Here is a 26,163-nt window from a genome sequence, read left to right as displayed (position 1 = left end):
TTAATTGGTAGCAGTGAGTTAAGTTTATTCACGGCTGGCAATCAGAAGTTTTTTAGCTTTGCCTTCTGATTTTTAATTGGTAGCAGTGAGATAAGTTTATTCACCAGGGCAAACGCACGTAATTTGTGAAACCCTTGTTGCATAAGGATATTTATAAAAAAATTGCCTCAATTATTAAACGCTCAAATCCCTGCTATGAAAGGATTCTTAACTTAGATGCCAGGTGCGTTTGCTCTGGTTTATTCACTTGATTCAGCAGTGTCAATTTGCTAATATCCTTTTTTGTGTATAAGTTAATTCTCCTGACACTTCTACTCAAGATTGAGGCTGACAACCTAAATTTCCTTTTCTATAGGAGAGTGCAATGTCTTTTAAAACTACGCCAAACTGGTTACAAGGTTTAGGAGTTGCCATTATCAGTGCAGTTACCTTATATACAAATAGCTCAGTTGCCCAAATCACCCCAGACGGCACTCTGCCAAATAATTCCAATGTGAAATTAGATGACAATACCAGGATTATTGAGGGTGGAACCATCAGAGGGGGTAATCTGTTCCACAGCTTTGGCGAGTTCTCTGTTCCCAATGGCAGTACTGCTTTCTTCAATAATGCACCCGATATTCAGAACATCCTGACACGAGTAACAGGTAAGTCAATTTCTAATATTGATGGCTTAATTCGTGCTAACGGTAAAGCAAACTTATTCTTGCTCAACCCGAATGGGATTATTTTTGGTAAAAATGCCAGTTTGAATATCGGCGGTTCCTTTGTCGCCACAACAGCCAATGCCATAGGATTTGGCAATTTGGGATTTTTCAGCGCCTCAAATCCAGAAGCACCTTCACCTTTGTTAACAGTAAATCCAAATGCCTTACTATTCAATCAAATTGCAGTTGCACCGATTAAAAATAGTTCAACTGCACCAGCAGGATCTACTCCTGGTCGCGCGGATGCACTTGGTCTACGTGTCCGAGATGGTCAGAGTTTGCTGCTAGTAGGCGGCGATATCAACATGGATGGTGGAAGATTGAATGCTTTTGGTGGACTTGTCGAGTTGGGTGGGTTAGCTGGTGCCGGTACAGTTGGGTTGAATGGAGATGATAATAATAGTCGTTTGAGTTTTCCCAATAGTGTAGAAAGAAGCGATGTTTTCCTTAGCGATCGCGCGCAAGTAAATGTATTTGCTGGCAATGGTGGTAGTATCGCAGTTAATGCCCGGAATTTAGAGATGACAGGAGAGAGTGCCCTGGGTGCAGGTATAGAACGTGGACTGGGTTCTAATAATAGTCAGGCAGGAAATATTTCGGTTAATGCTACGGTCGCAATAAACCTTAACAATAGTGTCATTGATAATCAGGTGCAAGAAAAGGCAAGCGGACAGGGGGGTGATGTCAGTATCAATGCTAGCACCTTGCGGCTTGAGGGTGGGGCACAGGTAGAGACTGGCACTTTGGGTGCGGGCAAAGGGGGAAATTTGACCGTTGATGCCCAAGATGTGCAACTGATTGGTGGAGGGACTGTCTTAAGTGCTGACGCACTGCCAAACTCAACAGGGAATGCGGGTGATTTGACTATTAAAACTAATACCTTGCTAGTCCGAGATCGGGCGCAGGTGCGTACTGGTACATTTAGTTCGGGCAAAGGAGGAAATTTGACCGTTGATGCCCAAGATGTGCAACTGATTGGTATAGGCAGTAGCTTGTTTGTTCCCACATCCTCAACAGGGAATGCGGGTGATTTGACTATTAAAACTAATACCTTACTAGTCCGAGATGGGGCAACGGTGCTTACTGGTACATCTGGTTTGGGCAAGGGGGGAAATTTCAGGGTTGATTCCCAAGATGTGCAACTGATTGGTAGAGGCAGTGGCTTGTTTGCTCCCGCATACTCAACAGGGAATGCGGGTGATTTGACTATTAAAACTAATACCTTACTAGTCCGAGATGGGCCAACGGTGTATACTGGTACATTTGGTTCGGGCAAAGGGGGAAATTTGACCGTTGATGCCCAAGATGTGCAAATCATTGGTGGAGAGACTATCTTAAGTGCTGCCGCACTGTCAACCTCAACAGGGAATGCGGGTGATTTGACTATTAAAACTAATACCTTGCTAGTCCGAGATGGGGCGCAAGTGGGTACTGGTACATTTGGTTTGGGCAAAGGAGGAAATTTGACCGTTGATGCCCAAGATGTGCAAATCATTGGTAGAAGTGCCGATAGTAATAAGATTTCCAGTGCCTTGAGTGCTCAGACCAGCGGTATAGGGGATGCGGGAAACCTGACGATAAATACTGGTAAGTTGCTTTTGCAAGATAGGGCATTCCTCGGTACTCTAACTGTTGGTGCAAGCAAGGGGGGAAATTTGAACATAAGTACTGGTACTTTGCTTGTACAGAGTGGAGCTGCCATACTTAGCGAGTCTTTTGGTGCAGGTCAGGCAGGAGATTTAACTGTTAATGCCACTGACACAGTGCAAGTGATTGGTACTTCTGCTGATAACGATCGGGTTTCCAGCAGATTGTCAGCTAATGGTTCAAATGGAGCAGCGGGAAACCTCACGATTAATACTCGTGAGTTGCTTGTTCAGAATGGGGCACGGGTTGTTGCGCAAACTTCTGGTAAGGGCAAGGGGGGAAATTTGACCGTTCATGCCCAAGATGTGCAAATCATTGGTAGAAGCAGTGTCTTAAGTGTTGAGGCACAGCCAAACTCAACAGGAGATGCAGGTGATCTTACACTCAGAACTAATACCTTGCTAGTCCGAGATGGGGCTACAGTAAACGTGCAGAGTAGCGGAACAGGAACCGCAGGCAACATGACATTAAATGCTCGCTCTATCCATTTAAATAACAATGCCTCACTCAGAGCCAATACACAAAGTGCTAAATTTGACCCGAATAGAGAACAGGCGACAATTAACATTGACTCACGAGATTTAATAATAGGTCGTAATAGCAATATCAGAACTGATGCCAGAGGAGTAAATGTCATCGGTGGTAACATTAATATTAATGCTGATGTCTTGGCTGCTTTTGAAAATAGCGATATTACTGCCGACTCTGATGATTTTCGTGGCGGTAATGTCAAAATCAATACTAAGGGTATCTTTGGTATTCAGTTCCGGGATGCACCTTCCCCAAATACAAGCGATATCACTGCCACAGGGCCAACTAGCGAGTTGAGCGGTAATGTGCAAATCACTACACCTGATATTGACCCCACTCGCGGTTTAGTCGAACTCCCAATTAATCTTGTTGATGCTTCTAGGCAAATTTACACCGCCTGCACACCTGGAACTCGGCAATTCCAAAACACATTTGTCGCAACAGGACGCGGCGGACTACCCATGAGTCCCACTGAACCATTACAAGATTCAAGTACTGTATCTGCGTGGGTGAAATTAAGACCAAAATCAGAAAACTTGGCAAACACAACGCCTCAGCCACAACCAACAGCAGTTTCAACTACTCCTATTGCTGCTACAATTCCAATTGTGGAAGCTTCTGGCTGGGTAATCGATCGCAAGGGAAACATAGAATTAGTAGCACTTCCTCAACTCAACCTCCACAGCCCTTGGCAAACACCTGCTTCCTGTCCTGTATCTCAGGGGGGTGTGAAATATGGCAAAATTTCAGCTGCCAAAGCGAGTAGTTAGATTTGCGATAACTTCCGTAGTCCTATTTATCCTTGCTGTTTTGCTGACTATTATTCCTAGTACATTCGCTAAACAACAAAAGACAAATTCACCAAACGGGTTTCACATCCAAACCAATAAACGGTAAGCTTGTTTTCTTCCTTCTGATTGTTAATTGGTAGCAGTATTTTCGTTTATTCACAGCTGGGAATCAGAAGTTTTTTAGCTTTGCCTTCTAATTTTTAATTAGTAGCAGTAAGATTGGTTTATTCACCAGGACAAACGCACATAGTTTGTGAAACCCTTGTTGGATAAGGATATTGATGAAAAAATTGCCTCAATTATCAAACGCTCAAACCCCTGCGATGAAAGGATTCTTAACTTAGATGCCAGGTGCGTTTGCTCTGGTTTATTCACTTGATTCAGCAGTGTCAATTTGCTAATATCCTTTTTTGTGTATAAGTTAATTCTCCTGACACTTCTACTCAAGATTGAGGCTGACAACCTAAATTTCCTTTTCTATAGGAGAGTGCAATGTCTTTTAAAACTACGCCAAACTGGTTACAAGGTTTAGGAGTTGCCATTATCAGTGCAGTTACCTTATATACAAATAGCTCAGTTGCCCAAATCACCCCAGACGGCACTCTGCCAAATAATTCCAATGTGAAATTAGATGACAATACCAGGATTATTGAGGGTGGAACCATCAGAGGGGGTAATCTGTTCCACAGCTTTGGCGAGTTCTCTGTTCCCAATGGCAGTACTGCTTTCTTCAATAATGCACCCGATATTCAGAACATCCTGACACGAGTAACAGGTAAGTCAATTTCTAATATAGATGGCTTAATTCGCGCTAACGGTAAAGCAAACTTATTCCTGCTCAATCCTAATGGGATTATTTTTGGTAACAATGCTAGTTTAAATATCGGTGGTTCCTTCGTCGCCACAACAGCCAATGCGATAGGATTTGGCAATTTGGGATTTTTCAGCACCTCAAATCCAGAAGCACCTTCACCCTTGTTAACAGTAAATCCAAATGCCTTACTATTCAATCAAATTGTGGCTTCCCCGATTAAAAATAGTTCAACTGCACCAGCAGAATCTACTCCTAGCAGTAAGGATGCACTTGGTCTACGTGTCCCAGATGGTCGGAGTTTGCTGCTAGTAGGCGGCGATATCAACATGGATGGTGGAGGGTTGAATGCTTTTGGTGGACGAGTCGAGTTAGGTGGGTTAGGAACTGCGGGAACAGTTGGGTTGAATGGGGATGGAAATAATCTAAGTTTGAGTTTTCCGGATACTGTAGAAAGAAGCGATGTTTTCCTTAGCAATGGTGCTACTGTAAATGTGATTGCTGGCGATGGTGGAAGTATCGCAGTTAATGCCCGGAATTTAGAGATGACGGCAGTGAGTGTCCTGGTTGCAGGGATAGAAAGTGGACTGGGTTCTGATAATAGTAGGGCGGGAAATATTACGGTTAATGCCACGGTTGCAATAAATCTTAACAATGGAAGTCTAATTGCTAATCAGGTAGAACCAAAAGCAAATGGACAAGGAGGTGATATCAATATAAGTGCTAGCAGGTTACAAATTTCGGGTGGTGCACAGGTAAGTGCTCGTACAGGTGGTACGGGCAATGGAGGTTCTTTGAGGATTAATGCCCAAGATGTGCAAATCATTGGTAGAAGCGCTAATAATCGGTTTGCCAGTAGCTTGGGTGCTTCTGCACAGCCAAACTCAACAGGAGATGCGGGCGATCTTACGGTCAATACTAATACTTTGCTAGTACAAGATGGAGCACAGATAGCATCTAGTACATTTGGTGTGGGTAAGGGGGGTTCTTTGAGCGTTAATGCCCAAGATGTACAACTGATTGGTACAAGCGTTGATGGTTACTATCCTAGTGGCTTGTTTGCTTCTGCACAGCCAAACTCAACAGGGGATGCGGGCGATCTTACGGTCAATACCAATACCTTAGTAGTCCGAAATGGAGCAGTGGTAAGTACTTCTACATTTACTAAGGGCAAAGGGGGTTCTTTAAGCGTTAATGCCCAAGACGTGCAACTGATTGGTACAAGCGTTGGTGGTCAGTCTCCCAGTAGCTTGACTACTTTTGCACAGCCAAACTCAACAGGGGATGCGGGTAATCTTATAATCAGAACTAATACCTTGCTAGTGCGAGATGGAGCAAATGCAATTGCTGGTACTTCCGGTGCGGGCAAGGGGGGTCTTTTAAGTGTTGATGCCTCTGATGTGCAAGTGATTGGTAGAAGCGCTGATGGTCTGCTGTTTTTCAGTGGCTTAGCTGCTAATGCAGGGCGAAACTCAACAGGGAATGCGGGTGATTTTACGCTAACAACTAATACTTTGCTAGTGCGAGATGAGGCAAAAGTAACCGTGGAAAGTCTCGGAACAGGAACCGCGGGCAAGATGACATTAAATGCTCGCTCTATCCGTTTAAACAACAATGCCTCACTCAGTGCCAGTACACAAAGTGCTAAAGTTGACCTGAATAAGGAACAGGCGACAATTAACATTGACTCACGAGATTTAATAATAGGTCGTAATAGCAATATCAGAACTGATGCCAGAGGAGTAAATGTCATCGGTGGTAACATTAATATTAATGCTGATGTCTTGGCTGCTTTTGAAAATAGCGATATTACTGCCGACTCTGATGATTTTCGTGGCGGTAATGTCAAAATCAATACTAAGGGTATCTTTGGTATTCAGTTCCGGGATGCACCTTCCCCAAATACAAGCGATATCACTGCCACAGGGCCAACTAGCGAGTTGAGCGGTAATGTGCAAATCACTACACCTGATATTGACCCCACTCGCGGTTTAGTCGAACTCCCAATTAATCTTGTTGATGCTTCTAGGCAAATTTACACCGCCTGCACACCTGGAACTCGGCAATTCCAAAACACATTTGTCGCAACAGGACGCGGCGGACTACCCATGAGTCCCACTGAACCATTACAAGATTCAAGTACTGTATCTGCGTGGGTGAAATTAAGACCAAAATCAGAAAACTTGGCAAACACAACGCCTCAGCCACAACCAACAGCAGTTTCAACTACTCCTATTGCTGCTACAATTCCAATTGTGGAAGCTTCTGGCTGGGTAATCGATCGCAATGGAAACATAGAACTAGTAGCACAAGTTCCTCAACTCAACCTCCATAGCCCTTGGCAAACACCTGCTTCCTGTTCTGTATCTCAGGGAGGTGTCAAATATGGCAAAACTTCAGGTGCCAAAGCGAGTAATTAGATTTGCGGTAACTCCCGTACTCCTATTTATCCTTGCTGTTTTCCTGATTATTATCCCTAGCACATTCGCTAAACAAATCCAGACAAATTCACCAAACGGGTTTCACATCCAAACAAATAAACCTCCAGCCACAACACCACAGCAACTTCTTGAGCAAGGAGAAGCACTTTATCAAGCTGGACGCTTTACTGAAGCAGTAAATGTTCTACAACAAGCTGTCCGTACCTATCAACGAGAAAGCAATAACCTTGCACAAGCCGCAGCGCTGACTAACCTCTGTCTTGTATACCAGCAACTCGGCTCTTGGAAAGAAGCTTATGCAACTATTGACAATAGCTTAAATTTACTTGGTTGGGATGAGATAAATCAAAAGTTAAATGTCAACAATCCAAAATCTGAATTGTTGGAAATTCTGGCACAAACTCTAAATATTCAGGGCGAATTGCAACTAGCACAGGGACAAACTGATGCATCTATAAAAACATCACAACAAGCAGAGCAAATCTGGAAGAAATTAGGTGATACTGGTGGAGTAACGCGCAGCCGGATTAACCAAGCACAAGGCCTACGAGTTGCTGGGTTTTATCGCCGTAGCTTGAATATATTAGAGGAAGTATCCAAACAGTTACAAGCTCAACCTGATTCTCTTGTAAAAGTAATAGCTTTGCGATCGCTTGGCAATGTCTTACAACAATTAGGCGAACTTGAGTCATCCCAGAAAAACTTACAACAAAGCTTAGAAATCGCTCAACGTCTGCAACTGCCTCTAGAAATTAGTTTGACAGAATTTAGTCTTGGTAACACTGCTAGGTCGTTAAGTAATATTAAGGATGCGATCGCTCATTATGAAAATGCTGCCAAAATTGCACCAAACCCTTTAGCCAAAGTTCAAGCCCTGATTAATCAGCTGAGTTTGCTGGTCGAAAACCAACGCATAACAGAAGCAAAGTCATTAATACCCACAATCCAATTTCAACTCCCGAATCTGCCTACCAATCAAGCTGGTATTTATGCACGAATCAATTTTGCTCAGACTCTAACTACAATTGCTAATAAAAAAGACATTGCAGAGATTCTGGCAAGTAGCGCTCACCAAGCCAAAATCATCGGCGATGCACGGGCCGAATCTTATGCACTGGGCAGCTTGGGAGAAGTTTACGAGCAGAACCAACAATTGCAAGAAGCACAGGATTTGACGCAGCAAGCGTTGTTTATGGCTGAAAAAATTGATGCCTCAGATATAGCTTATCGCTTTGAGTGGCAGTTAGGACGTTTGCTCAAAGCACAGGGAAATATGCCAGCCGCCATATCTGCTTATGATGCTGCTGTAACAACTCTTCAGTCTCTTCGCAGCGATTTAGTTGCAGTTAATCGAGACGTGCAGTTCAATTTTCGCGATCGCATAGAACCGATTTATCGGCAGTCTGTAGAGTTGATTTTACAAGAAAAAGGACAAGGAAAACCAGATTTAGATAAAGCACGTCAGCGAATTGAAGCTTTGCAAGTTGCAGAACTCGACAATTTTTTCCGAGAAGCTTGCTTGAGTAACCAATTTGTGGTCTTGGACAAAGTAGTAGACCGCGACAACCCAAATACTGCTATTTTCTATCCGATTATCCTAGATAACTATTTAGAAATTATTATCAAACTTCCCAAGCAACCGTTGATTCATAAAACTTCTCAAGTCAACCGTCAGCAAGTAGAGCAAGTTATTACAAAAATCCGAGAGACAATAGTCGAACCCGATGCTAATCTGCAACTTCAAGCAGCTTCTCAACAACTTTATAATTGGTTAATTAAACCAGTTGAAACAGACCTCAAAAATAGTAAAGTTAATACTCTAGTCTTTATTCCAGATGGGTTATTGCGAAATATCCCGATGTCTGCACTATATGATGGCAGAGAGTATTTAGTCCAAAAATACTCTGTAGTTATTAGCCCCGGACTGCAACTATTTGCTCCCAAACCTCTAGAACAGAAAAAATTAAATGCCCTTGCTGGAGGACTATCGCAACCACCCAAAAATGAAAAGTTTGCACCACTTCCCAACGTTAAGGTTGAACTTAAATTAATTCAGGAATCAGGGGTATCGACAACTACATTATTGGATAAAAATTTTACCAGTGCAAATTTAGGAAAAACCATCAACGCTCAACCTTTTAAAGTTGTTCACTTGGCAACTCACGGACAATTTAGCTCTAAAGCAAAAGACACTTTTATCTTAGCAGCTGATGGACGTATCAATGTGAGTGAATTAGATAGTTTGCTCAAAAGTAGAGAGCAAAAACTAACAGAACCAGTTGAATTACTTGTTTTGAGCGCTTGCGAAACAGCAGCAGGAGATAACCGAGCTGCATTGGGATTAGCAGGAGTTGCTCTGCGTGCTGGTGCGCGGAGTACTTTAGCTTCTTTATGGCAAATTGGCGATAACTCTACAGCTTTATTTATTGAGGAATTTTATCGCCAGTTAGTGAGTGGTAAAACTACGGCAGAAGCTTTACGCTTTGCTCAATTAAAATTACTTGAAGCTCCTGAATATCACCGTCCGATGTATTGGGCACCCTACGTTATAGTTGGTAATTGGTTGTAAAAATCTAGGTTTATAGATACTTTACTGGATATGAAATTATTAGCGGCTTGGTAATTTTCTTAAGGGCATCAGAGCAATATTATCTAAATTGATTGATTGCAATAAACTTTGCCAATCTTTTTCAATAGATGCATCATTATAATTAGAAATTCGTAGTTGTGCTAGCGTATTTAAAGCGTCAAACCAAATTCCTTTTTCAGCATAAATTATAATCTTTTGTCGAGGCCCATTTGCGGCTTCTAATTGTTGCATAACACGCTGGTCTAAATTGATTCTTTTAATGTCCCCTTCTACATATACAGGAATGCTTGCTGTCTCTTGGTTACAACGTACTTTGAAATACCAGCGATATGTCTGATCTACTTCTAATGAAGCAGTACTAGGGAGAGAAATACCAATGATAATTGGCTTTGAAGGTAGGGCGATCGCATTTCTATAAACATCATTTTCGGCGCTATCCTGTAAGCTAAATTCAGCACTTGAATTAGACAAATTCTGAGTGTAGGGAATGTAAAACCAAAACGTAGGCCGTTCTAAAGTGGTTAGTCCTTCTACAGTCCCGATAATGGAATTGTTTGTCTGTTTGCCAACCTTTTGTTCCTCTTGAAATGGTACTAAGGCAGTGAGCGGGGTTGAAACCGCAGGACAATTATCTCGACTACCCATTCCTGTTCTACGCCCAGATATAGGACTTAATGGAGCAGGTGCTTTTGGCAAAATAAAAACTGGTCGAGAAGTAGGTTGTTGAGGTGAAGCAGGTGTTTTAACTGGTTGTGCAGGCTGTTTATTAGTAGGTGGTTGTTTAGCTCGATCTATTACTTGTGCAGAATATTGAGTAGTGCTGCTCAAAATCAAAGCAGTTGTTAAGATCCATTTCATTGACTTAATAGGTACGATTTTTGCTTGTTGCTATCGTCATCATAAAGGTTAACATAGCAATTGGTTAAATCGATCGTTACCATTTTTTTGTACGCGATCGCATAGATAAGTTGTTGGTACAATTCTCCGATCGATAAATGTAGATAAGCTAAATCAAAGCTATTTAGTCTATTAGCTATCGGGCATTGCTGTATATCCCACTAGAAAAATAATACTTCAAAGACCCCGCGCTTTGCTGTGGGGCTTATTTTATTGGGCATTTAACCCAGAACAAAGAGTATTGCACATAGCTCCCTTAATGATGCCTAAAACAAATACCAACTTTACAGGTACTAAATCAGAAAAATGTATAGACAACTACAATACTTGCTACCAACTAGGTGGTAGATTTTACGACTGATAAAGAGGTAAAAAGCGATGAACTTAACACCCAGTGAGTTAGAACGCTATCACCGCCAAATGATGCTTCCTAATTTTGGAGAAGCAGGACAAAAGCGCTTGAAGTCTGCAACGGTTTTGGTTACAGGTGTAGGGGGATTAGGCGGTACATCAGCGCTTTATTTGGCAGTAGCAGGTGTTGGGCGGCTAATTCTAGTTCGGGGTGGTGACTTACGGCTAGACGATCTGAATCGTCAGGTTCTGATGACAAATGATTGGGTAGGTAAGCCAAGAGTATTCAAAGCCAGAGAAACTCTGCAAGCTATTAATCCTGATATTCAAGTAGAAGCAGTTCATGATTACGTTACAAAGGAGAATGTAGACTCTTTAGTGCAATCCGCTGATATAGCTGTTGATTGCGCCCACAATTTCACAGAGCGAAACTTGCTAAACCAAGCTTGCGTGCGCTGGCAAAAACCAATGGTGGAAGCTGCAATGGATGGAATGGAAGCTTACCTGACGACGATTATCCCTGGTGTCACTCCTTGTCTATCATGCTTGTTTCCAGAAAAACCGGATTGGGATCGGCGTGGGTTCTCGGTTATCGGTGCTGTTTCTGGAACATTAGCTTGTCTTAGTGCATTAGAGGTAATAAAGTTGATTACTAAGTTTAGTCAACCCCTATTATCACAACTGCTGACAATCGATTTGATGCGAATGGAATTTGCCAAACGACATTCTTATCACGATCCTTCATGTCTAGTGTGTGGTAGCCGTTCTTGCTCGGAAAATTCCCAAACAACATCTTTATAAACAACCGAATCTACTCGTCGATAACATTTTTACACTTATCTATGTGACTAATGCATAGGATTTAAAAAACCTATTGACTCAATAGGGATTCCAGGAGATAAATCAAAAAGTGTATCTTGGATTACATTTTCCCCAATCGGATTGGTATAGGATTTAATACCAGATAAGTTGGTATTAAACCACTAGCAAGATATTTTACTAACCACAACTCAAGTGCCAGTAGAATGCACTAATTTCAGGTAAAACCCATAGATGGTGAGGCATTAGAAGAATGGGTAATCTTAGAGATAGCCAGAAAAACTCTTCTGAAATACCAACCTTCTTGATTCCCAGTTTGTGATTCTGCACTTTCCCAAAGTTCTGAAACCATTGAAAATAAATCAATCAATTGTACAAAAAATGAAAAAGCCTATTGGTCAGCCTAAAAAACCGGAACTCAGATCCCGTGTAGACGCACTCCTAGACTCCATGATTGTGAAGTTCTATAAAGAAGTTCCGTTTTCTCAACATATGTTGAACGGATCGAATCTCAACATGGATTACTACAAGCGGCACAACATTGAAACTATTCTTCGGCTGCGGCTAAAACGTACAGTAGATGCACTAGCTATCCGATACTTCACTAAGCATGACCCAGTTCAAGCCAAAGCATGGGCGAAATATACTGAGGAGGAGATGCTTCACGACACCGAGTTCTTCGTCAGGGATCTTGAGGCTGTAGGTGTATCGAAGGATGCGATTTACTCGCAAGAGTCATTGCTCTCAACAAAGCTGCTTATGGGATATTTGCTGTTTGACATTGAATACAAAGATAGTCCAATGGCTCTGATCTCAAGCGTTTACTTTGTCGAATATACAACTGTAAAGACCCAGCCACAATGGTTAGACAATTTGGCCAAGATTCTAGGCAAAGACAAAATTATCGGAGCCAGAGGACATGTGAACCTCGATCTCAAAGATGACCATGACGATTTTGTGTGGGATGTCCTTGTATCTTTAATCAAGACTCCTGAGGATGAGGAGAAAGTCCTCGAACATATACGTAATGTAGGTCGTCTTTACGTTGCATACTTTATGGAACTCCATCAAGAGTTGATCGTAGGTCAAACTGACGATCTAATCCTTGGGAAATCCCTTGATATGAGTGTGCTGGCACAGGTGTCCTGATCTATGCAACACTTTGTTGCAGAAGATTTAACGATGATTCTTGTGTAGTTTGAGGCAAGTATCTTCTCTCTCTAACTCTAATATCAAGTCTGGTCGAATACTTATGATTAGGACTGACGCGAGAACAAAGCTCATTCAATCATCCTGCAAATATGCAACTTTTGCAAAAAAACTGGCTTGATTCGCGGTTATTTGACCGTTATATCTTTCACTACGCCACTCCAAAACAACTTATTCAACCAGCAATAAAGGAATGGATTGTGCAGGGATTGACCCAAGCAATGCCAACCTTAAAGATTGAACAGTATTTTGAGGCGAAGCGAAACTGGTTTGAAGAATGTGATTACTTAATTGTTGCAGTTGAGGCGATATCGAATGACCTAATCGCTTTATTGGCATCCAGTTGGATAGAAACAGACTCATTACCCTTTCTGCACATCAAAATACAGATGATTGCAGAGCGTTATCAGAAAACACATCTGCTCAAACATATGTGGGGATTTCACCTTTACAAGGTGAGTCAAGGACATTTTGGATTTCCATCAATCGTTGCTCTCAAAACCTGTCATCCTGCTGTTTTCTCGGCAATGCGGGTGTTCTCACGTTTTGATGGTGTTCAATTGTATCCTCGGATTGAGGGTGAAATGCCAGAGCCAGAGATGAACGAGATAGCTTGTCTGATTGCAAAGAGTATCTGTCCCGATCTGGAGTTTTGTTTGCATACTGGCGTGATTAAAAATGCTAGTGTACCGATAGATTTTTATCCCTCGCTACCAACAACAAAGAAAGCTGACGTAGGACACTATTTCCAAAACAATCTGACTCTAGCAGATCGGCTGCTTTGCATTCTTCACATATCAACAGACTTAGCAAAACATCGCATATTACAGTCGTTGGACAAGAAACTATAACCGTTGTTTAAAAAAAGGAGTGATTTATGGAGCTTATTACCATTAGACCTGGTTCTTACCGACAGTTTGGCCTGTCAGAGGATTGTATTTTTTGCTTGGTGACTAACACGGATATTGTCGATCAATTCTTGATTGAGAAAAGTGGTGCTTATACAGACTATCGAACAGTCACCTATGACCAGGAAGGGTCATTTGAAGCAATACTACAAAACGAAATTCCGGAAAACTCGCATATTTTTGTAGTTTCACCAAACTGTTTTTTCCGTTCTCCCAATCCAGAGGTATTGGGGGACAAGCGCAAGCTGATCGCGATGGCTTCCAATTCCACACCAACACCACTAGAAGCTGTCAAGCACTTTCTTGGTGTAATCGAACGAACCGATCCCTATGCTCAAGCGGAGTTTGCTGACCGTTTCTTTGAGTTAGGACAAAAAAGCGATCGCTTAGAAATTGTAGATGAAGAGTACGGCACTCGCGCAATCTTCGACCATCTTAACGACAAATACGAATGGAATTTGCAGGCTGGGCCTCTAGAGTGGGGCGAACAACAAATCGCGCCATCAGGAGAAATTAGTGTTTTACCCGCCGATATTTGGGAGTTTAATCCCAATCTTTACCTTGCAATCAATGGTGAGATTGCATTTCGAGGACTACCAATTCTACATAGTGGTGAACCGTCTTTCTTACGAGAGGATCAAGCACGCATTTTCAATCAGCTGCGACATATGAAGCATCACGCGCTGATTGCCAAGGTAGAGCAAGGTGTTGTAACGGATTTGCATCCCACTCACCCGGATGTAGAACCAGCAGCAGAGATGCTTAAAGCAATGGGTGCTGTTGATTCCCGGTATTTGACTATTTGGGAGTTAGGTTTTGCAATCAATACCTCACTCGACTTGCTTTGGGGTAATTATGCTATGAACGAAGTTTACGGTGGTACTAGTGGAGCGCTGCACTTTGGGCTTGGTCTAACACCTTACACACAGTACCATCTTGATTTGATTTGTCCTGGTATTCGGGTATATGGAAAGGATAAAAAGCTACTTCTCGGTACTCCAGAACTCACTAGCGCTGTTACTAGGTGAGCCAAATTACTAATTCGTAATCACGCTTTTTACGAGACGCTACGCGTAGAGAGCGGCATTACGAATTATTTTGACAAAGCTTGCAATGTTGTCTAGATTTTAGGGAGGGTAACTATGATTGACCTCACAGGAAAAGTAGTACTAATTACAGGAGCGGCTCGTGGTATAGGCGAGGCATCTGCACGCGCTGTTGTGGCTGCGGGTGGTTATGTCGTAGCCAGCGATGTACTTGCAGAACAACTTGATGTTTTACAAGCTGATTTAGGCTCAGAGCGCTGTCACGTAGTTGTTTGCGATCTCGCTGATGTCACGGCTGTACCATATCTATGGGAGCGTGCAACTGACTGGCGAGATGGCATTGATGTACTCGTGAACAATGCAGGAGTGTATGAAAAAGCACTTATTGAGGGTGATTTTGAGGACTGGCATACCTCTTGGATACGTACACTCAATATTAACCTAGTTGCTCCGGCATCCCTGTGTCGTGAGGCTATCCATCACTTTAAACAGCAAGGTGGTGGAAAGATTATTAACATTGCCAGCAGAGCAGGATTCCGGGGTGACTTGCCTGACTATACGCACTACGCAGCATCGAAAGGAGGAATGCTTGCTCTATCTCGTACAATTGCTCGTGGATTTGCCGATAAGAATATCCTAGTTTATGCGATCGCTCCCGGATTTGTCCGTACAGAACTCAACGCCGAGTACTTCGATAGCTATGGTGAGTCAGCTGCTATCTCCCAGACACCACTGGGAGAAATGGCAATGCCACAGGATATTGCTAACGTCGTAATTTTTTTAGCATCAGATTTGGCACGTCATGTGACAGGCGCTACCATTGATGTCAACGGGGCGAGTTACGTCCGTTGAGTGTCGCAGCCTCCTGACAGCAAGTATAGGGATGAAAGTTAGATGGATAGTCAACACTTTCCGCTTCTAGGCGGATGTCACTGTGGCAACCTCAAACTTGTATTTAACAGCACACAGACTCCAAACCGATTAGCTGTACGGACGTGCGCTTGTTCGTTCTGTCGGAAACACGGCACACGTAGTACCTCAGATCCCAATGGAGACTTGCAAATTCAGATTATCAATCCTGAGCAAGTCATTCGTTATCGCTTTGGTATGCACACAGCCGATTTCCTAATTTGCGGTTGCTGCGGCGTTTATGTTGCTGCTCTCATGCAGAATGAAACACAGCAGTCCTTTGCCACCATCAATGTCAATGTCCTTGATTGCGCTCAGTTAATCTCTCAAGATTCAATAACTGTGGACTACGATGGAGAGACTATGCGATCGCGACAAGAACGACGTTTACGAGCTTGGACACCAGTTGTTTCGATTGAAGAACAGAATTCTCAGTCCTAATTAGTCGATCTAAATCAAAGGTGTCAATGTTTTTAGACTTGGACTTGCTCTTACACACACCTTTATTCAAGTCTTAGTGCAGTATATACCGCACAGATAATCGATCGGCATTGGTTTGTAATGCGGACTTTCAGCTTGTTCAGCTACGTTCTTAATCAAAATAGGATGAAGACTGCTGTAGCGAGCAGTAGCTGTTATATATCTGCATTAGCTCAGAAAACCTCTTTGAATAAGAGAAAAAGGCCAAAAATTAGCAATGATTTGTGTTTTTTTAAATAAGTAATTGGTGACATAAATAAAACCTTTAACTGGTTACTGAAAACACATATAAAATATTTTATTCATTGTTTAGACGATAGAACACAGTGTATTAAAGATTATTGTCACTGTGTAAATATCGTTCTATTCTTGTTGTTAAAAAATTGATTTTTTGATATTTAAAAATAGTTAAAAAATATTTTTAAAGACTTGTATTTTTCAAAAAATAGTTGTATTGTCTATTTAGCTTGTACAAGCAGAAAAACATTAATCAGAATGGAGAAATAACCATGAAGAAAGTAAACAAGAACGGTCGTTATCTTGGCACATTGTTAGGTTAATCTTTTTGGATTAGCTAACTACTGCTCAATTTGTATTTTCGGGTTTTTAAATAGCCCTCAACAACAAACGTTAACCAGAATGGAGAAACAACCATGAAGAAAGTAAACAAGAACGGTCGTTACCTTGGCACATTGTTAGGCTAATCTTTTTGGATTAGCTAATTAGCATTTAACTTGCATTTGTCAGAGGTTTTTTAATAAGCCTCAAAAATTCAGAATTTTCATAAATCTGAATTCTAAAAAGTGTAATTTATTTGCATAATAGCCGGATAAATAGGAGGAGTAAATACCTCCTATTTATTAAAAATACCAACTTTTTTGGAATAAAAAAGTTTATTATAAGTTAGTAAAGTTTAAAAATAAATCAATGTTTGTATATAGTTAATTGTTTAAGTATAAATATGGTAATAATTACTAAACATAGTATTTTAGATTGTTTTTAAGTAAGTTCTGTAAAGAATCAACATTTTGTATTTAAGGATATTATCAAAATGGAAACTATACTCATTCGTCCACAACGCCTTCGTCAATTTGGAGCTAGCGAAGATAGTCATTTCTGCGTTGTTACCAACTCCTCTTTAGTAAACCAGTTCCAAATTGTAGAAGATAGCGGCTATACTTCTACAAAAATTGTGCCTTATGATGCAGAGCGATCGTTTGAACAGTTGTTAGACGAAAATATTCCTGAGCCAGCCCATGTTCTTGTGATTTCTCCCCAATACTTCTTTGAGTCTCCTGCACCCGAAAAGCTGGGACAGCGCAAGCTAGTCGTCATGCCTTGCAATTCCACACCAACGTCATTATTAGCGATTCAGCATTTTTTGGGAATCATGGAGCGCACCGATCCGGAAAAACTAGAAGCCTTTGCCGATCGCTTCTTCGAGTTGGGAAGGAATAGCGAGTATCTGGAAATTATCAACGAAACTCAAGGTACTAAAGCAATCTTTGAACACCTAGATGAAAGCTATGAATGGAACCAACAGGCAGGATTTATCGAATGGGGAGAGCAACAAATTGCGCCAGGAGGAGAACTCAGCGCCCTACCCGATGACATCATGCGATTTAACGCCAACCTCAGATTAGCAGTGAACGGTGAGATTGCATTGCAAGGTCAGCCTACAGTCCACTCAGGAGCAGTTTCCTTTTTACCTGAAGATCGGGCGCGAATTTATAAAGGGCTTGAGTGTATGCGCGATCGCGCAGTCATTGCTACCGTTAATAACGGTCTGATTACAGAGTTACGAGCATCTCATCCAGAAGCTCAACCAGCAGTTGATATGCTCAATAATATGTTCATGTTAGATTCCCGTTACCGGATTATTTGGGAAATGGGGTTTGGCATTAATACCGCTCACGAACTTCTACCTGGGAATTTCGGTATGAACGAAACTTATGGCGGCAGTAACGGGGTGTTCCATTTAGGAATCGGTTTGACACCTTATACTCAGTATGCGCTGATCCTGATCTGCCCAGATACCCAAGTACTGGGTCGGAATGGAGAGGCACTTGTTGGCAAGGCAGCAACGCTTTCAGCAACAAGGTAATGCACTGGAATTTAAATGTGCAAGTATGTTTGCGCTTCTGTCGAACTAACGGTACTACTACCCATAAAACTCTTTTATGAATCAAGAGTTTGGTTTGTTAATTGACGGCAACTGGTGTAATGGCAGCGATAATCGCTTTGGGGAATTAATCAATCCAGCTAACGAACAGGTAATAGGACGGGTAGCTTATGCAAGTCAAACCGATCTTGACCGAGCACTCGCTGCTGCCAAAAAAAGCTTTTTAACTTGGCGTGACACACCAGTAAGTACTCGTGTGAAGATATTAGATCGGGCAGCGACATTACTTTATGACCGTATTGATGCTGCCGCACTCTTGCTTACCTGCGAACAAGGTAAGCCAGTAAGCGAATCCCGCCAAGAATTGATCCGAGCAGCCGAAACCATTGCTTGGAACGCCAAAGAAGCAGAACGAATTTTGAAGTGCCGTAGTTTTCCGGTGACAGACTATCACAGGTTGATCGTACCTGAACCAATTGGTGTTGTCGCTGCCTTTACACCCTGGAACTATCCGGCGGTTGTTTCTGCCCGAAAAATAGCACCAGCACTTGCAGCTGGTTGCACAATAATTCTCAAGGCTGCGGAAGAAACACCAAGTTCAGCTGTAGCGATCGCAATGGCATTAATTGATGCCGGATTGCCACCTGGCGTAATCAATTTAGTTTTTGGCGATCCACCAGCGATTTCTAAACATCTTCTTGCTTCGCCAATTATCAGGAAGCTTTCTTTCACGGGTTCGACAGTAGTTGGCAAACAACTGGCAAAGCTAGCCACAGATAATCTAGTACGCTGTACTCTGGAACTTGGCGGTCATGCACCAGCGATCGTCTTTGCAGATGCAGATGTTGATGCTGCTGCTTCAGCGATCGCTGCTTACAAGTTTAAAGGCTCTGGTCAAAGTTGCAATGCACCTAGCCGAATTTATGTGCATGAAGCTCTCTATGAACCATTCCTCAAACGGTTCACAGAACTTGTACAAAATATTCGAGTCGGTGATGGGATGGACGAGAACACTGACATGGGACCAATGGCAAACCCCCGTCGCATAGCAGCAATGGAACGCTTAGTTGCTGATGCAGTAGCTAAAGGCGGGTGTGTGGTAACTGGAGGAAAAAGGCTGCCAAGACCAGGATATTTCTTTTTGCCTACAGTACTTACTGAAGTTCCAAACGATGCAGCCATTATGAATGAGGAACCATTCGGGCCGATCGTTCCCATTGCACCTTTTGCCGACTTTGATCGAGCAATTCATCAAGCAAATAGTAATGCTTATGGACTTGCAGCTTACGTATTTACTAGTTCGCCTGTAGTAGCAGAGGCTGCCGCTAGGGCTTTAGAAGTAGGTAATGTCGGCATCAATCAACTGAGTGGAGTGCCTCCTAATGCACCAGTGGGAGGCATTAAAGACAGTGGCTATGGATATGAAGGCGGAAGTGAAGGACTCGAAGCTTTTCTTAACCTCAAGTTGCTCAGTCAAAAGGTCTTATAGGAATCCGCTTTGATTCGGAGAAATTATTTGCGTAGGGAGGGAATAGGGAATAGGGAACAGGGAAGAAGGAATGTGTACTGAGTTTTTTTTCACGCAATCAAATACGAGTCCTATATAACTATCTATGTCAACGAAACCAACTATTAATTCCCAAATTCGTTTAGCCACTCATAATGATGTTCCTAGCATAATCAATATTATGCGTGAGGTTTATATTGAGCATGGTCTTGTATTTGAAGTTTCTCAAGAAATCCCAGATATTTTAGATTTTGAACAAAAATACAATCAAAAATCTGCTGCTTTCTTTGTTCTATTAGTGCAAGAAGAAATTATTGGGACTGTAGGTGTAAAAATAATCAACTCATCAGAAGCTGAAATTGTCAGGCTTTATCTTAAACGGGATTTTCGAGGTCTTGGTTTAGGCTACCAATTACTTAAAACTGCGGTTGACTGGGCACAATTACAGGGAAAAACTCATATAGAGCTATGGTCTTTTACTCAATTTACCCAAGGTCATCGTCTCTATAATCAATTTGGCTTTACCCAACTTGATACACGCCAAATGAATGATGTTAATCAAACTCAAATGTACGGCTTTGCATTTTCAATCTAAATACTCTGAAGGATTTTTGATTAATCATCCGAAATATTAAATATTCTTGATACCAAAAGAGGACAGTCAAATGAAAACTAATTATGTAATTTCTGGAGGTCAAAAGGGTAAAGACCGCCTGAAAGTACTAGCAGAAGTTGTGCAAGAAACTACACTAAATCTTTTAAAAAACGTTGGAATTAGTGAAGGAATGCACTGTCTAGATGTGGGATGTGGAGGTGGTGATGTAACTACAGAGATAGCTAAATTAATAGGAGAAAAAGGTAAGGTCATTGGCATCGATATGGATAGTAGTATTATCCAGTTGGTTCAAGAAGAATTAGAGCAAGAATTTACTAATGTTGAATTTAGAGCATTAAATGCTTTCGATCTCGATGAAGAATCAGAATACGATCTGACTTATTCCCGGTTTTTACTAGCACATTTAACAAATCCCGGAATAGTAACTACAAAAATGTATCATGCTTTAAAACCTGGGGGAGTTGCTATAGTTGAAGAAACAGACTTTTCTGGATATTACTGTCATCCCGAATCCCAGGCTTTTGCAAGATATCTTGAACTACACCGCCAGGTAATTGATCGAAGAGGTGGAAATGTCGATCTGGGAGCGAAAATTCCTAAAATTTTGAGAGAGTCAGGGTTTAAAAATGTTCAAGTGAATTTAGTACAACCAATATTTACAAAACTTTCAGAAAAAATAATTCCTCAAATAACGCTGCTGAATATTAAAGAAGCAATTATTTCCGAAAAGCTTGCCTCACCAAAGGAGATAGATTCTCTTTTAGCAGAGCTAGGTCAATTTATCGAAAAGCCAGAAAGTATTATAGTCTTTGCTAGATTATTCCAGGTTTGGGGGTACAAGTAAAAGTTGAATATTTTTAGTCTTATTTAAAGATGAAAAAGGAAAACTTTTCTACTGGGACTTTTGAACTGACCGTTGCTATGCTTGTGTCAGGAACAGTTGGTGTATTTTTTAATGAGTCGCATCAAGCAATTTTTAATGTTGTATTTTATCGCTGTATATTCGGAGCAATTTTCTTGGGTTTATTCTGCTATTTTAAAGGATATTTTCAGCAACACAATTTAACTTTACGAGTACTAACGCTGACTCTACTTAGTGGTGTATCACTGATTTTAAATTGGACATTAATTTTCAAATCTTTCTCACTAATCTCAATTGCACTAGGGACAACAGTCTTTCATACCCAACCTTTTTTTGTAGTTATACTAGGTAGCTTAATATTTAAGACTACTATTTCCAAAAACAAAATTGGCTGGATTGCGATCGCATTTTTAGGATTAGTGCTGGTTACTAAACTGCGGTTCACTATGGTGTCATTCCACAGTTCTTATATTATTGGTATATTATTTGCCCTACTCGCAGCTATTTTTTATGCTCTGACTACGCTCCTTGTCAAGTGTCTTGAGGGTGTGCGTCCCCATCTTATCGTCCTGATTCATTTGACACTGGGAGCATTTTTGCTTCTACCTTTCACGTCTCTTGAAAAAGTTCCTCTTTTTGGCAACCACTGGTACTACCTGTTGGGATTAGGTGTAATTCACACTGGTATCGTATACATCCTCATGTATTCATCCTACCAAAAGCTGACAACATCAGCGATCGCAGTTCTTACTTTTGCTAATCCGGCTAGTGCGATGCTTAGTGATTACGTCATCTACGGGCATATCCTAGAGCCAATACAGGGAGTCGGCGTTGCCCTCATCGTACTCGCTAGCCTTGCAGTGAACTTAAACTGGTCATTATTACCAACTAACCTGGCTTCAAAGATGTGAGCTAATCAAGAACTGTGGATGTTGAACCTAAAATTTTATCCACTACAAAGTTTTTATGGAGAGAGCTTATGCCAATTGTTCAGAAAAATCCTAGCATCGCGATTGTCGGAGCGACAGGTATCGTCGGTACTACTTTCTTGTCGCTATTTGAGGAGCGCTCTTTTAAGTATTCAAACTTGCATTTAGTCGCTTCATCGCGCTCAGTCGGTCGTTGTTTAACTCAGGGTGGACGCGATTATGAAGTTTGCGATTTGGCGGACTTTGACTTTACAGGTGTTGACATTGCCTTCTTTGCTGCTGGAACGCCCATTAGTCGTGAGTGGGTCAGCAAGGCAGTAGAGCAAGGCGCAATTGTGATTGACAACACCAACGCGTTTCGGATGGACCCCGATACACCACTTGTTGTTCCGCAGGTAAACCGTCATCTTTTAGTAGAGCGGCCCAAAAGTGGAATCATCGCCAATCCCAACTGCTCAACAATTCCGTTGGTACGCCTTCTACAGCCGATTGAAGAAAGTTACCGCGTCAAGCAGGTGATTGTCAGTACATATCAATCTGCTTCTGGTCGAGGTGTCACGGGTATTGAGGAACTCAAAAACGGTTGTTTACAAATCATCAAAACTCCACTAGAACCACCAAAAGCAGAGCGCTTTCCTCTGCCTTTGTCCTTCAATCTGATTCCCAGCATTGATGTACTTCTTGACAACCACTTCACACTGGAGGAGCAAAAAATGCTTCAGGAGTCGCAGAAAATACTCAACCGTCCTGACTTGAAGGTTTCTGCAACTTGCGTGCGAGTGCCAGTTATTAATTGCCACTCAGAAGCAGTCTATTTTGAATGCGATCGCGACTTAGATCGCAATCATATCGTTGAATTACTCCGTCATGCTCCAGAAGTGACAGTTTATGACGGTGAAGGTACGCAAGGTTATCCGACACCGCGAACTATAGATAATCCCGACTATATCCATGTTGGTCGAATCAGAATTGACCCCAATAATCCCAAAGCTGGATGGTTTTGGCTAGTTTCTGACAATCTTCGGATTGGTGCAGCTTTAAACGCGATCCAAATCGCTGAGGAAATGATCCAAAGGCAGGTGATTTAAAATGCAAATCCGCGTCCTCAAGTTCGGTGGGTCAACCTTTCAACGTAGTACTGATTTCAACACCATTGCAGCATTTCTCAAATCTCGGCTTGAACAAGATAGCGACAAGCTTGTAGTAGTTGTTAGTGCAATGGCTGGTTTGACGGATGAGTTTCATAAACTTGCTTTGGAAGTCAACACAAATCCATCACCAGAAGCGCTTGACTCACTTCTCCCACTTGCTGACACTATCGGGGCAAATCTGCTTCGTTTAGCAGTCGAGGCGACAGGTACTTCTGCGAAAGTACTGTCTGGCTATCAACTAGGTATTATTACAGACTCTAACTTTTCCCATGCTTCGATCCAAAAAATTGATGGAACAGTGCTAAAACAAGCACTTGCAGAGGTTGATATTGTAGTAGTTCCTGGTGGTCAAGCGGTTGATCTATACAATCGTCCCACATTCCTGGGTAGAAATAGTTCTGACTTTACTGCTGTGACACTAGCGGCGACACTTGAACTTGAAAGTTGCGAGATTTTTTCTGATGTCAATGGTATTTACAGCGCCGATCCTAATCTCATTCAAAACACTAGACTGCTTGAGACTATATCTTTTGACACCGCAATCAACTTTTCACTAAGCGGTGCAAAAGTCTTGCACTATATATCAGTACAAGTTGCCAAGGATAAAGGAGTGCAAATCGTCTGTCGATATAATCGGGATGATTATCGCATTGGGACGGTAATTGGTGATGGCAAGACATCAAAGGCGACCATACTCGATCCTCGATCGATTGTCCTAGAGTTTGCGTCAAAACGAGATTTCGAGATTGCCAGACTTAAGCTACAACTAGCAAATATTCCTGTTATTTTACTTGAAGACCAAAAAGTGCCAATGCTTGTAGTCACTTGCGGTTTTTTTGATGCTGTCAAGTTCCTAGCGGAGTCTGGTATTGACGCACATCGCCGAAATTCTCTGCTAATTAGTGAATTTAATGGCGATCGCTTAGTACTAAGGCATATTGTCAGTACTAATGAGGCGATCGCATTATGCCAAACAATTCACGATCGCTTGTATAAACATAGCGAAAGTCCGAAATTATCACAATCAAATGTGAATTAAATGGATGATATTTCCTCTTGGTTTTCTCAAGACTACGCGCAAGCTCAAGAACGTTTCCGAAAAACAACACATTTGTTAGAACACGGAGCTATAGAGGTCAGTGATGGTCTGACTATTGACTGGGCTTGGTCAGGAAGCCCCCTATCTCCTCACGTTCTTGTCTTTAGTAGCGGACTCCACGGCATTGAGGGATTTGCTGGTAGTGCTGCTCAACTTTATTTGCTGTCTCTTAACCCTGAAATCTCTACGCTTTGGCTGCATATACTCAACCCTTGGGGAATGGCAAATCTGCGACGCGTGGATAGCCAAAACGTAGACCTGAATCGCAACTTTCTCGCCGAGTCAAAGGAGTACCAAGGCGTACATCCGACTTATAGTCTCCTGGACCCTCTGCTGAATCCATCCTCGCCACCGACAAGAGATTTCTTTTTATTGCAAGTCATAGGAGCAGTGCTTCAACATGGCTACGAGAACCTGAAAAGTGCTGTGGCGACAGGGCAATATGAGTATCCCCAAGGTTTGTTCTTTGGTGGTAAATCGTTACAGCCTGCGTTGTCTCGACTATTATTATTTCTCGACAAGACGCTAAGTCACCGAGAAAGAATTGTACACGTTGACCTGCACAGTGGTCTCGGCAAGTTTGGCGAACTGTCTTTGCTACTTGAGGGAGAGTCTAATCCAGAGCAAGTCGCGCGGGCGCACCGTGCTTTTGGCTCTAGGTTGAAAAGCCGTTATGACCGCAAAGGTGGCTACCTTGTCCGTGGTGGCTTTACCCACGCTCTGGCACAACGCCTTCAGGGTGTCCGCTACGATGGAATTACCTGTGAGTTTGGAACCTATAATATGCTCCATGTTCTAGCTGCGTTACGCAACGAGAATCGACTACATCACAATGCACAGAGAAGCTTCTTTGTTCCCTCCAAACCGCGATTGCTTGAGGTCTTTTCACCTTCCAATGTAACATGGCGTAGTCAGGTTTTATTACATGCAAGAACAGTTTATAAACAAGCTTGTGTAATGTTAAATGATTAAGGTGCGGCTCTTTTCAAAAGACGGTATCCTGAACAAGAATAAATGAAGAGATGTTTGTCGAACAAAGGTATTGAACAAATTATCTGGTTTAAAGACAAGCACCAGAAATAACCAGAGTCAGGGGATAGCCATGAAGAATGCAAGCATCAACCGTAAATGAAGACGTATTTTTTTGTGCTTTGAATCATAATTTACATCTGATGTGAATTAGAAACACCGCTTATTCTATAAGGGTTTCTAGATTCACTCAAAATCATAGTTTTGGGATTACCTATGAAATTACAAGGGTTTCAAAGCTTAATTCATATTAGGCGTAATTTGGAAAAAATTCTGAGCCATAAATCGAGCAAGAGTTAAAGTATCTAATAGCTCGAATATGAATTCGTTGAGGATAAACTCAAGTGCTATTAGATTTTGTAATACTTTATTTTCTCAGCCTAGTGTTCTTTTACGTGTGACAAATACTCGTTTTTTCTTCAGGGCAAAAACTAAGCCCATTGCAAAGATACTTCCACCTATAGTATTAGGTTCAGGAATAGAAGTAGAGGGGGCGCTAAAACCATATTTCGCCAGTACTTTTTGTCCATTTGATGAAATAATGTAATTAGCTAATTTTTGACCATTTGGACTGGCATTATTTAATACTGTTAAACCATAATCAGCTTTGACTGCTAAGTTTTGTGGTAATTCAACCAGCTTCAGACTTGTTGAATCCAGCAATTCCAAATTCAAAAATTTAAGAGGAATCAGTCGCTGGAGAGAGTGGTG

General features: G+C 41.8%; 19 protein-coding genes. 17 read left to right on the top strand and 2 right to left on the bottom strand.

Annotated elements, in window-relative coordinates; genetic code table 11:
* Positions 1-364 precede the first annotated feature (364 nt).
* The 3 genes from RM368_RS32885 (at position 365) to RM368_RS32875 (ending at position 9,497) form a co-directional block, all read left to right on the top strand.
* A complete protein-coding gene (locus RM368_RS32885) occupies positions 365-3,655 on the top strand; it encodes a filamentous hemagglutinin N-terminal domain-containing protein (RefSeq protein WP_322697949.1) in 3,291 nt (1,096 codons plus the stop codon).
* 513 nt (positions 3,656-4,168) lie between these two features.
* Positions 4,169-6,907, top strand: coding sequence for a filamentous hemagglutinin N-terminal domain-containing protein (locus RM368_RS32880; protein WP_322697948.1), 2,739 nt, complete (start codon positions 4,169-4,171; stop codon positions 6,905-6,907).
* Positions 6,873-9,497, top strand: a complete 2,625-nt coding sequence (locus tag RM368_RS32875; protein ID WP_322697947.1) for a CHAT domain-containing protein — start codon at positions 6,873-6,875, stop codon at positions 9,495-9,497. Before RM368_RS32880 ends, RM368_RS32875 begins: the two co-directional genes overlap by 35 nt.
* A gap of 39 nt (positions 9,498-9,536) precedes the next feature.
* Here RM368_RS32875 and RM368_RS32870 read toward each other — a convergent pair whose 3' ends face one another.
* On the bottom strand, positions 9,537-10,376 hold the full coding sequence (locus RM368_RS32870; protein WP_322697946.1) for a DUF928 domain-containing protein: 840 nt from the start codon (positions 10,374-10,376) through the stop codon (positions 9,537-9,539).
* Positions 10,377-10,793: 417 nt separating this feature from the next.
* On the opposite strand from RM368_RS32870, the gene RM368_RS32865 reads away from it, so the two are divergent.
* The 14 genes from RM368_RS32865 to RM368_RS32800 all read left to right on the top strand — a co-directional run bounded on the left by RM368_RS32865 (position 10,794) and on the right by RM368_RS32800 (position 25,395).
* Positions 10,794-11,567, top strand: a complete 774-nt coding sequence (locus RM368_RS32865) for a HesA/MoeB/ThiF family protein (protein ID WP_322697945.1) — start codon at positions 10,794-10,796, stop codon at positions 11,565-11,567.
* 399 nt (positions 11,568-11,966) lie between these two features.
* Positions 11,967-12,734 carry a hypothetical protein gene (locus RM368_RS32860; RefSeq protein ID WP_322697944.1) on the top strand — a complete coding sequence of 256 codons (768 nt, stop codon included), beginning with the start codon at positions 11,967-11,969 and terminating at the stop codon, positions 12,732-12,734.
* Positions 12,735-12,886: 152 nt separating this feature from the next.
* On the top strand, positions 12,887-13,645 hold the full coding sequence (locus tag RM368_RS32855) for a hypothetical protein (RefSeq protein WP_322697943.1): 759 nt from the start codon (positions 12,887-12,889) through the stop codon (positions 13,643-13,645).
* 26 nt (positions 13,646-13,671) lie between these two features.
* The gene (locus RM368_RS32850) at positions 13,672-14,730 is read left to right on the top strand and encodes a hypothetical protein (protein WP_322697942.1); all 1,059 of its coding nucleotides are present in this window, start codon (positions 13,672-13,674) and stop codon (positions 14,728-14,730) included.
* A gap of 114 nt (positions 14,731-14,844) precedes the next feature.
* Positions 14,845-15,600 (top strand): SDR family NAD(P)-dependent oxidoreductase, encoded by a 756-nt coding sequence (locus RM368_RS32845; protein ID WP_322697941.1) that lies wholly within the window; start codon positions 14,845-14,847, stop codon positions 15,598-15,600.
* 42 nt (positions 15,601-15,642) lie between these two features.
* Positions 15,643-16,098, top strand: coding sequence for a hypothetical protein (locus RM368_RS32840; protein ID WP_322697940.1), 456 nt, complete (start codon positions 15,643-15,645; stop codon positions 16,096-16,098).
* A 1,090-nt stretch (positions 16,099-17,188) separates the two neighbouring features.
* The gene (locus RM368_RS32835) at positions 17,189-18,241 is read left to right on the top strand and encodes a hypothetical protein (RefSeq protein ID WP_322697939.1); all 1,053 of its coding nucleotides are present in this window, start codon (positions 17,189-17,191) and stop codon (positions 18,239-18,241) included.
* A gap of 76 nt (positions 18,242-18,317) precedes the next feature.
* Positions 18,318-19,748 carry an NAD-dependent succinate-semialdehyde dehydrogenase gene (locus tag RM368_RS32830; RefSeq protein WP_322697938.1) on the top strand — a complete coding sequence of 477 codons (1,431 nt, stop codon included), beginning with the start codon at positions 18,318-18,320 and terminating at the stop codon, positions 19,746-19,748.
* A 124-nt stretch (positions 19,749-19,872) separates the two neighbouring features.
* On the top strand, positions 19,873-20,361 hold the full coding sequence (locus RM368_RS32825) for a GNAT family N-acetyltransferase (protein WP_322697937.1): 489 nt from the start codon (positions 19,873-19,875) through the stop codon (positions 20,359-20,361).
* Positions 20,362-20,431: 70 nt separating this feature from the next.
* Positions 20,432-21,226, top strand: coding sequence for a methyltransferase domain-containing protein (locus tag RM368_RS32820; protein WP_322697936.1), 795 nt, complete (start codon positions 20,432-20,434; stop codon positions 21,224-21,226).
* A gap of 29 nt (positions 21,227-21,255) precedes the next feature.
* The gene (locus RM368_RS32815; RefSeq protein ID WP_322697935.1) at positions 21,256-22,155 is read left to right on the top strand and encodes a DMT family transporter; all 900 of its coding nucleotides are present in this window, start codon (positions 21,256-21,258) and stop codon (positions 22,153-22,155) included.
* 68 nt (positions 22,156-22,223) lie between these two features.
* Positions 22,224-23,261, top strand: a complete 1,038-nt coding sequence (locus RM368_RS32810; protein ID WP_322697934.1) for an aspartate-semialdehyde dehydrogenase — start codon at positions 22,224-22,226, stop codon at positions 23,259-23,261.
* Position 23,262: 1 nt separating this feature from the next.
* Positions 23,263-24,363: a hypothetical protein gene (locus tag RM368_RS32805; RefSeq protein WP_322697933.1), complete on the top strand. Its 1,101-nt coding sequence runs from the start codon at positions 23,263-23,265 to the stop codon at positions 24,361-24,363.
* Complete coding sequence (locus RM368_RS32800; RefSeq protein ID WP_322697932.1) at positions 24,364-25,395, top strand: M14 family metallopeptidase; 1,032 nt, start codon at positions 24,364-24,366, stop codon at positions 25,393-25,395.
* 432 nt (positions 25,396-25,827) lie between these two features.
* Here the strand turns inward: RM368_RS32800 and RM368_RS32795 are convergent.
* A partial coding sequence (locus RM368_RS32795; protein WP_322697931.1) for a substrate-binding domain-containing protein occupies positions 25,828-26,163 on the bottom strand: 336 nt, incomplete at its 5' end.

Origin of the sequence: Nostoc sp. DedSLP03 (genome assembly GCF_034530815.1) — a bacterium.
GTDB lineage: Bacteria > Cyanobacteriota > Cyanobacteriia > Cyanobacteriales > Nostocaceae > Nostoc.
Note: the sequence above shows the minus strand (reverse complement) of the source record. Positions and strands in the feature narration are given on the sequence as shown.

Coding starts and splice junctions, on each gene's coding strand:
- RM368_RS32830 (WP_322697938.1), top strand. CDS start 18,318: ATGAATCAAGAGTTTGGTTTGTTAATTGACGGCAACTGGTGTAATGGC.
- RM368_RS32880 (WP_322697948.1), top strand. CDS start 4,169: ATGTCTTTTAAAACTACGCCAAACTGGTTACAAGGTTTAGGAGTTGCC.
- RM368_RS32810 (WP_322697934.1), top strand. CDS start 22,224: ATGCCAATTGTTCAGAAAAATCCTAGCATCGCGATTGTCGGAGCGACA.
- RM368_RS32825 (WP_322697937.1), top strand. CDS start 19,873: ATGTCAACGAAACCAACTATTAATTCCCAAATTCGTTTAGCCACTCAT.
- RM368_RS32850 (WP_322697942.1), top strand. CDS start 13,672: ATGGAGCTTATTACCATTAGACCTGGTTCTTACCGACAGTTTGGCCTG.
- RM368_RS32820 (WP_322697936.1), top strand. CDS start 20,432: ATGAAAACTAATTATGTAATTTCTGGAGGTCAAAAGGGTAAAGACCGC.
- RM368_RS32815 (WP_322697935.1), top strand. CDS start 21,256: ATGAAAAAGGAAAACTTTTCTACTGGGACTTTTGAACTGACCGTTGCT.
- RM368_RS32805 (WP_322697933.1), top strand. CDS start 23,263: ATGCAAATCCGCGTCCTCAAGTTCGGTGGGTCAACCTTTCAACGTAGT.
- RM368_RS32870 (WP_322697946.1), bottom strand. CDS start 10,376: ATGAAATGGATCTTAACAACTGCTTTGATTTTGAGCAGCACTACTCAA.
- RM368_RS32840 (WP_322697940.1), top strand. CDS start 15,643: ATGGATAGTCAACACTTTCCGCTTCTAGGCGGATGTCACTGTGGCAAC.
- RM368_RS32875 (WP_322697947.1), top strand. CDS start 6,873: ATGGCAAAACTTCAGGTGCCAAAGCGAGTAATTAGATTTGCGGTAACT.
- RM368_RS32885 (WP_322697949.1), top strand. CDS start 365: ATGTCTTTTAAAACTACGCCAAACTGGTTACAAGGTTTAGGAGTTGCC.
- RM368_RS32800 (WP_322697932.1), top strand. CDS start 24,364: ATGGATGATATTTCCTCTTGGTTTTCTCAAGACTACGCGCAAGCTCAA.
- RM368_RS32860 (WP_322697944.1), top strand. CDS start 11,967: ATGAAAAAGCCTATTGGTCAGCCTAAAAAACCGGAACTCAGATCCCGT.
- RM368_RS32835 (WP_322697939.1), top strand. CDS start 17,189: ATGGAAACTATACTCATTCGTCCACAACGCCTTCGTCAATTTGGAGCT.
- RM368_RS32845 (WP_322697941.1), top strand. CDS start 14,845: ATGATTGACCTCACAGGAAAAGTAGTACTAATTACAGGAGCGGCTCGT.
- RM368_RS32855 (WP_322697943.1), top strand. CDS start 12,887: ATGCAACTTTTGCAAAAAAACTGGCTTGATTCGCGGTTATTTGACCGT.
- RM368_RS32865 (WP_322697945.1), top strand. CDS start 10,794: ATGAACTTAACACCCAGTGAGTTAGAACGCTATCACCGCCAAATGATG.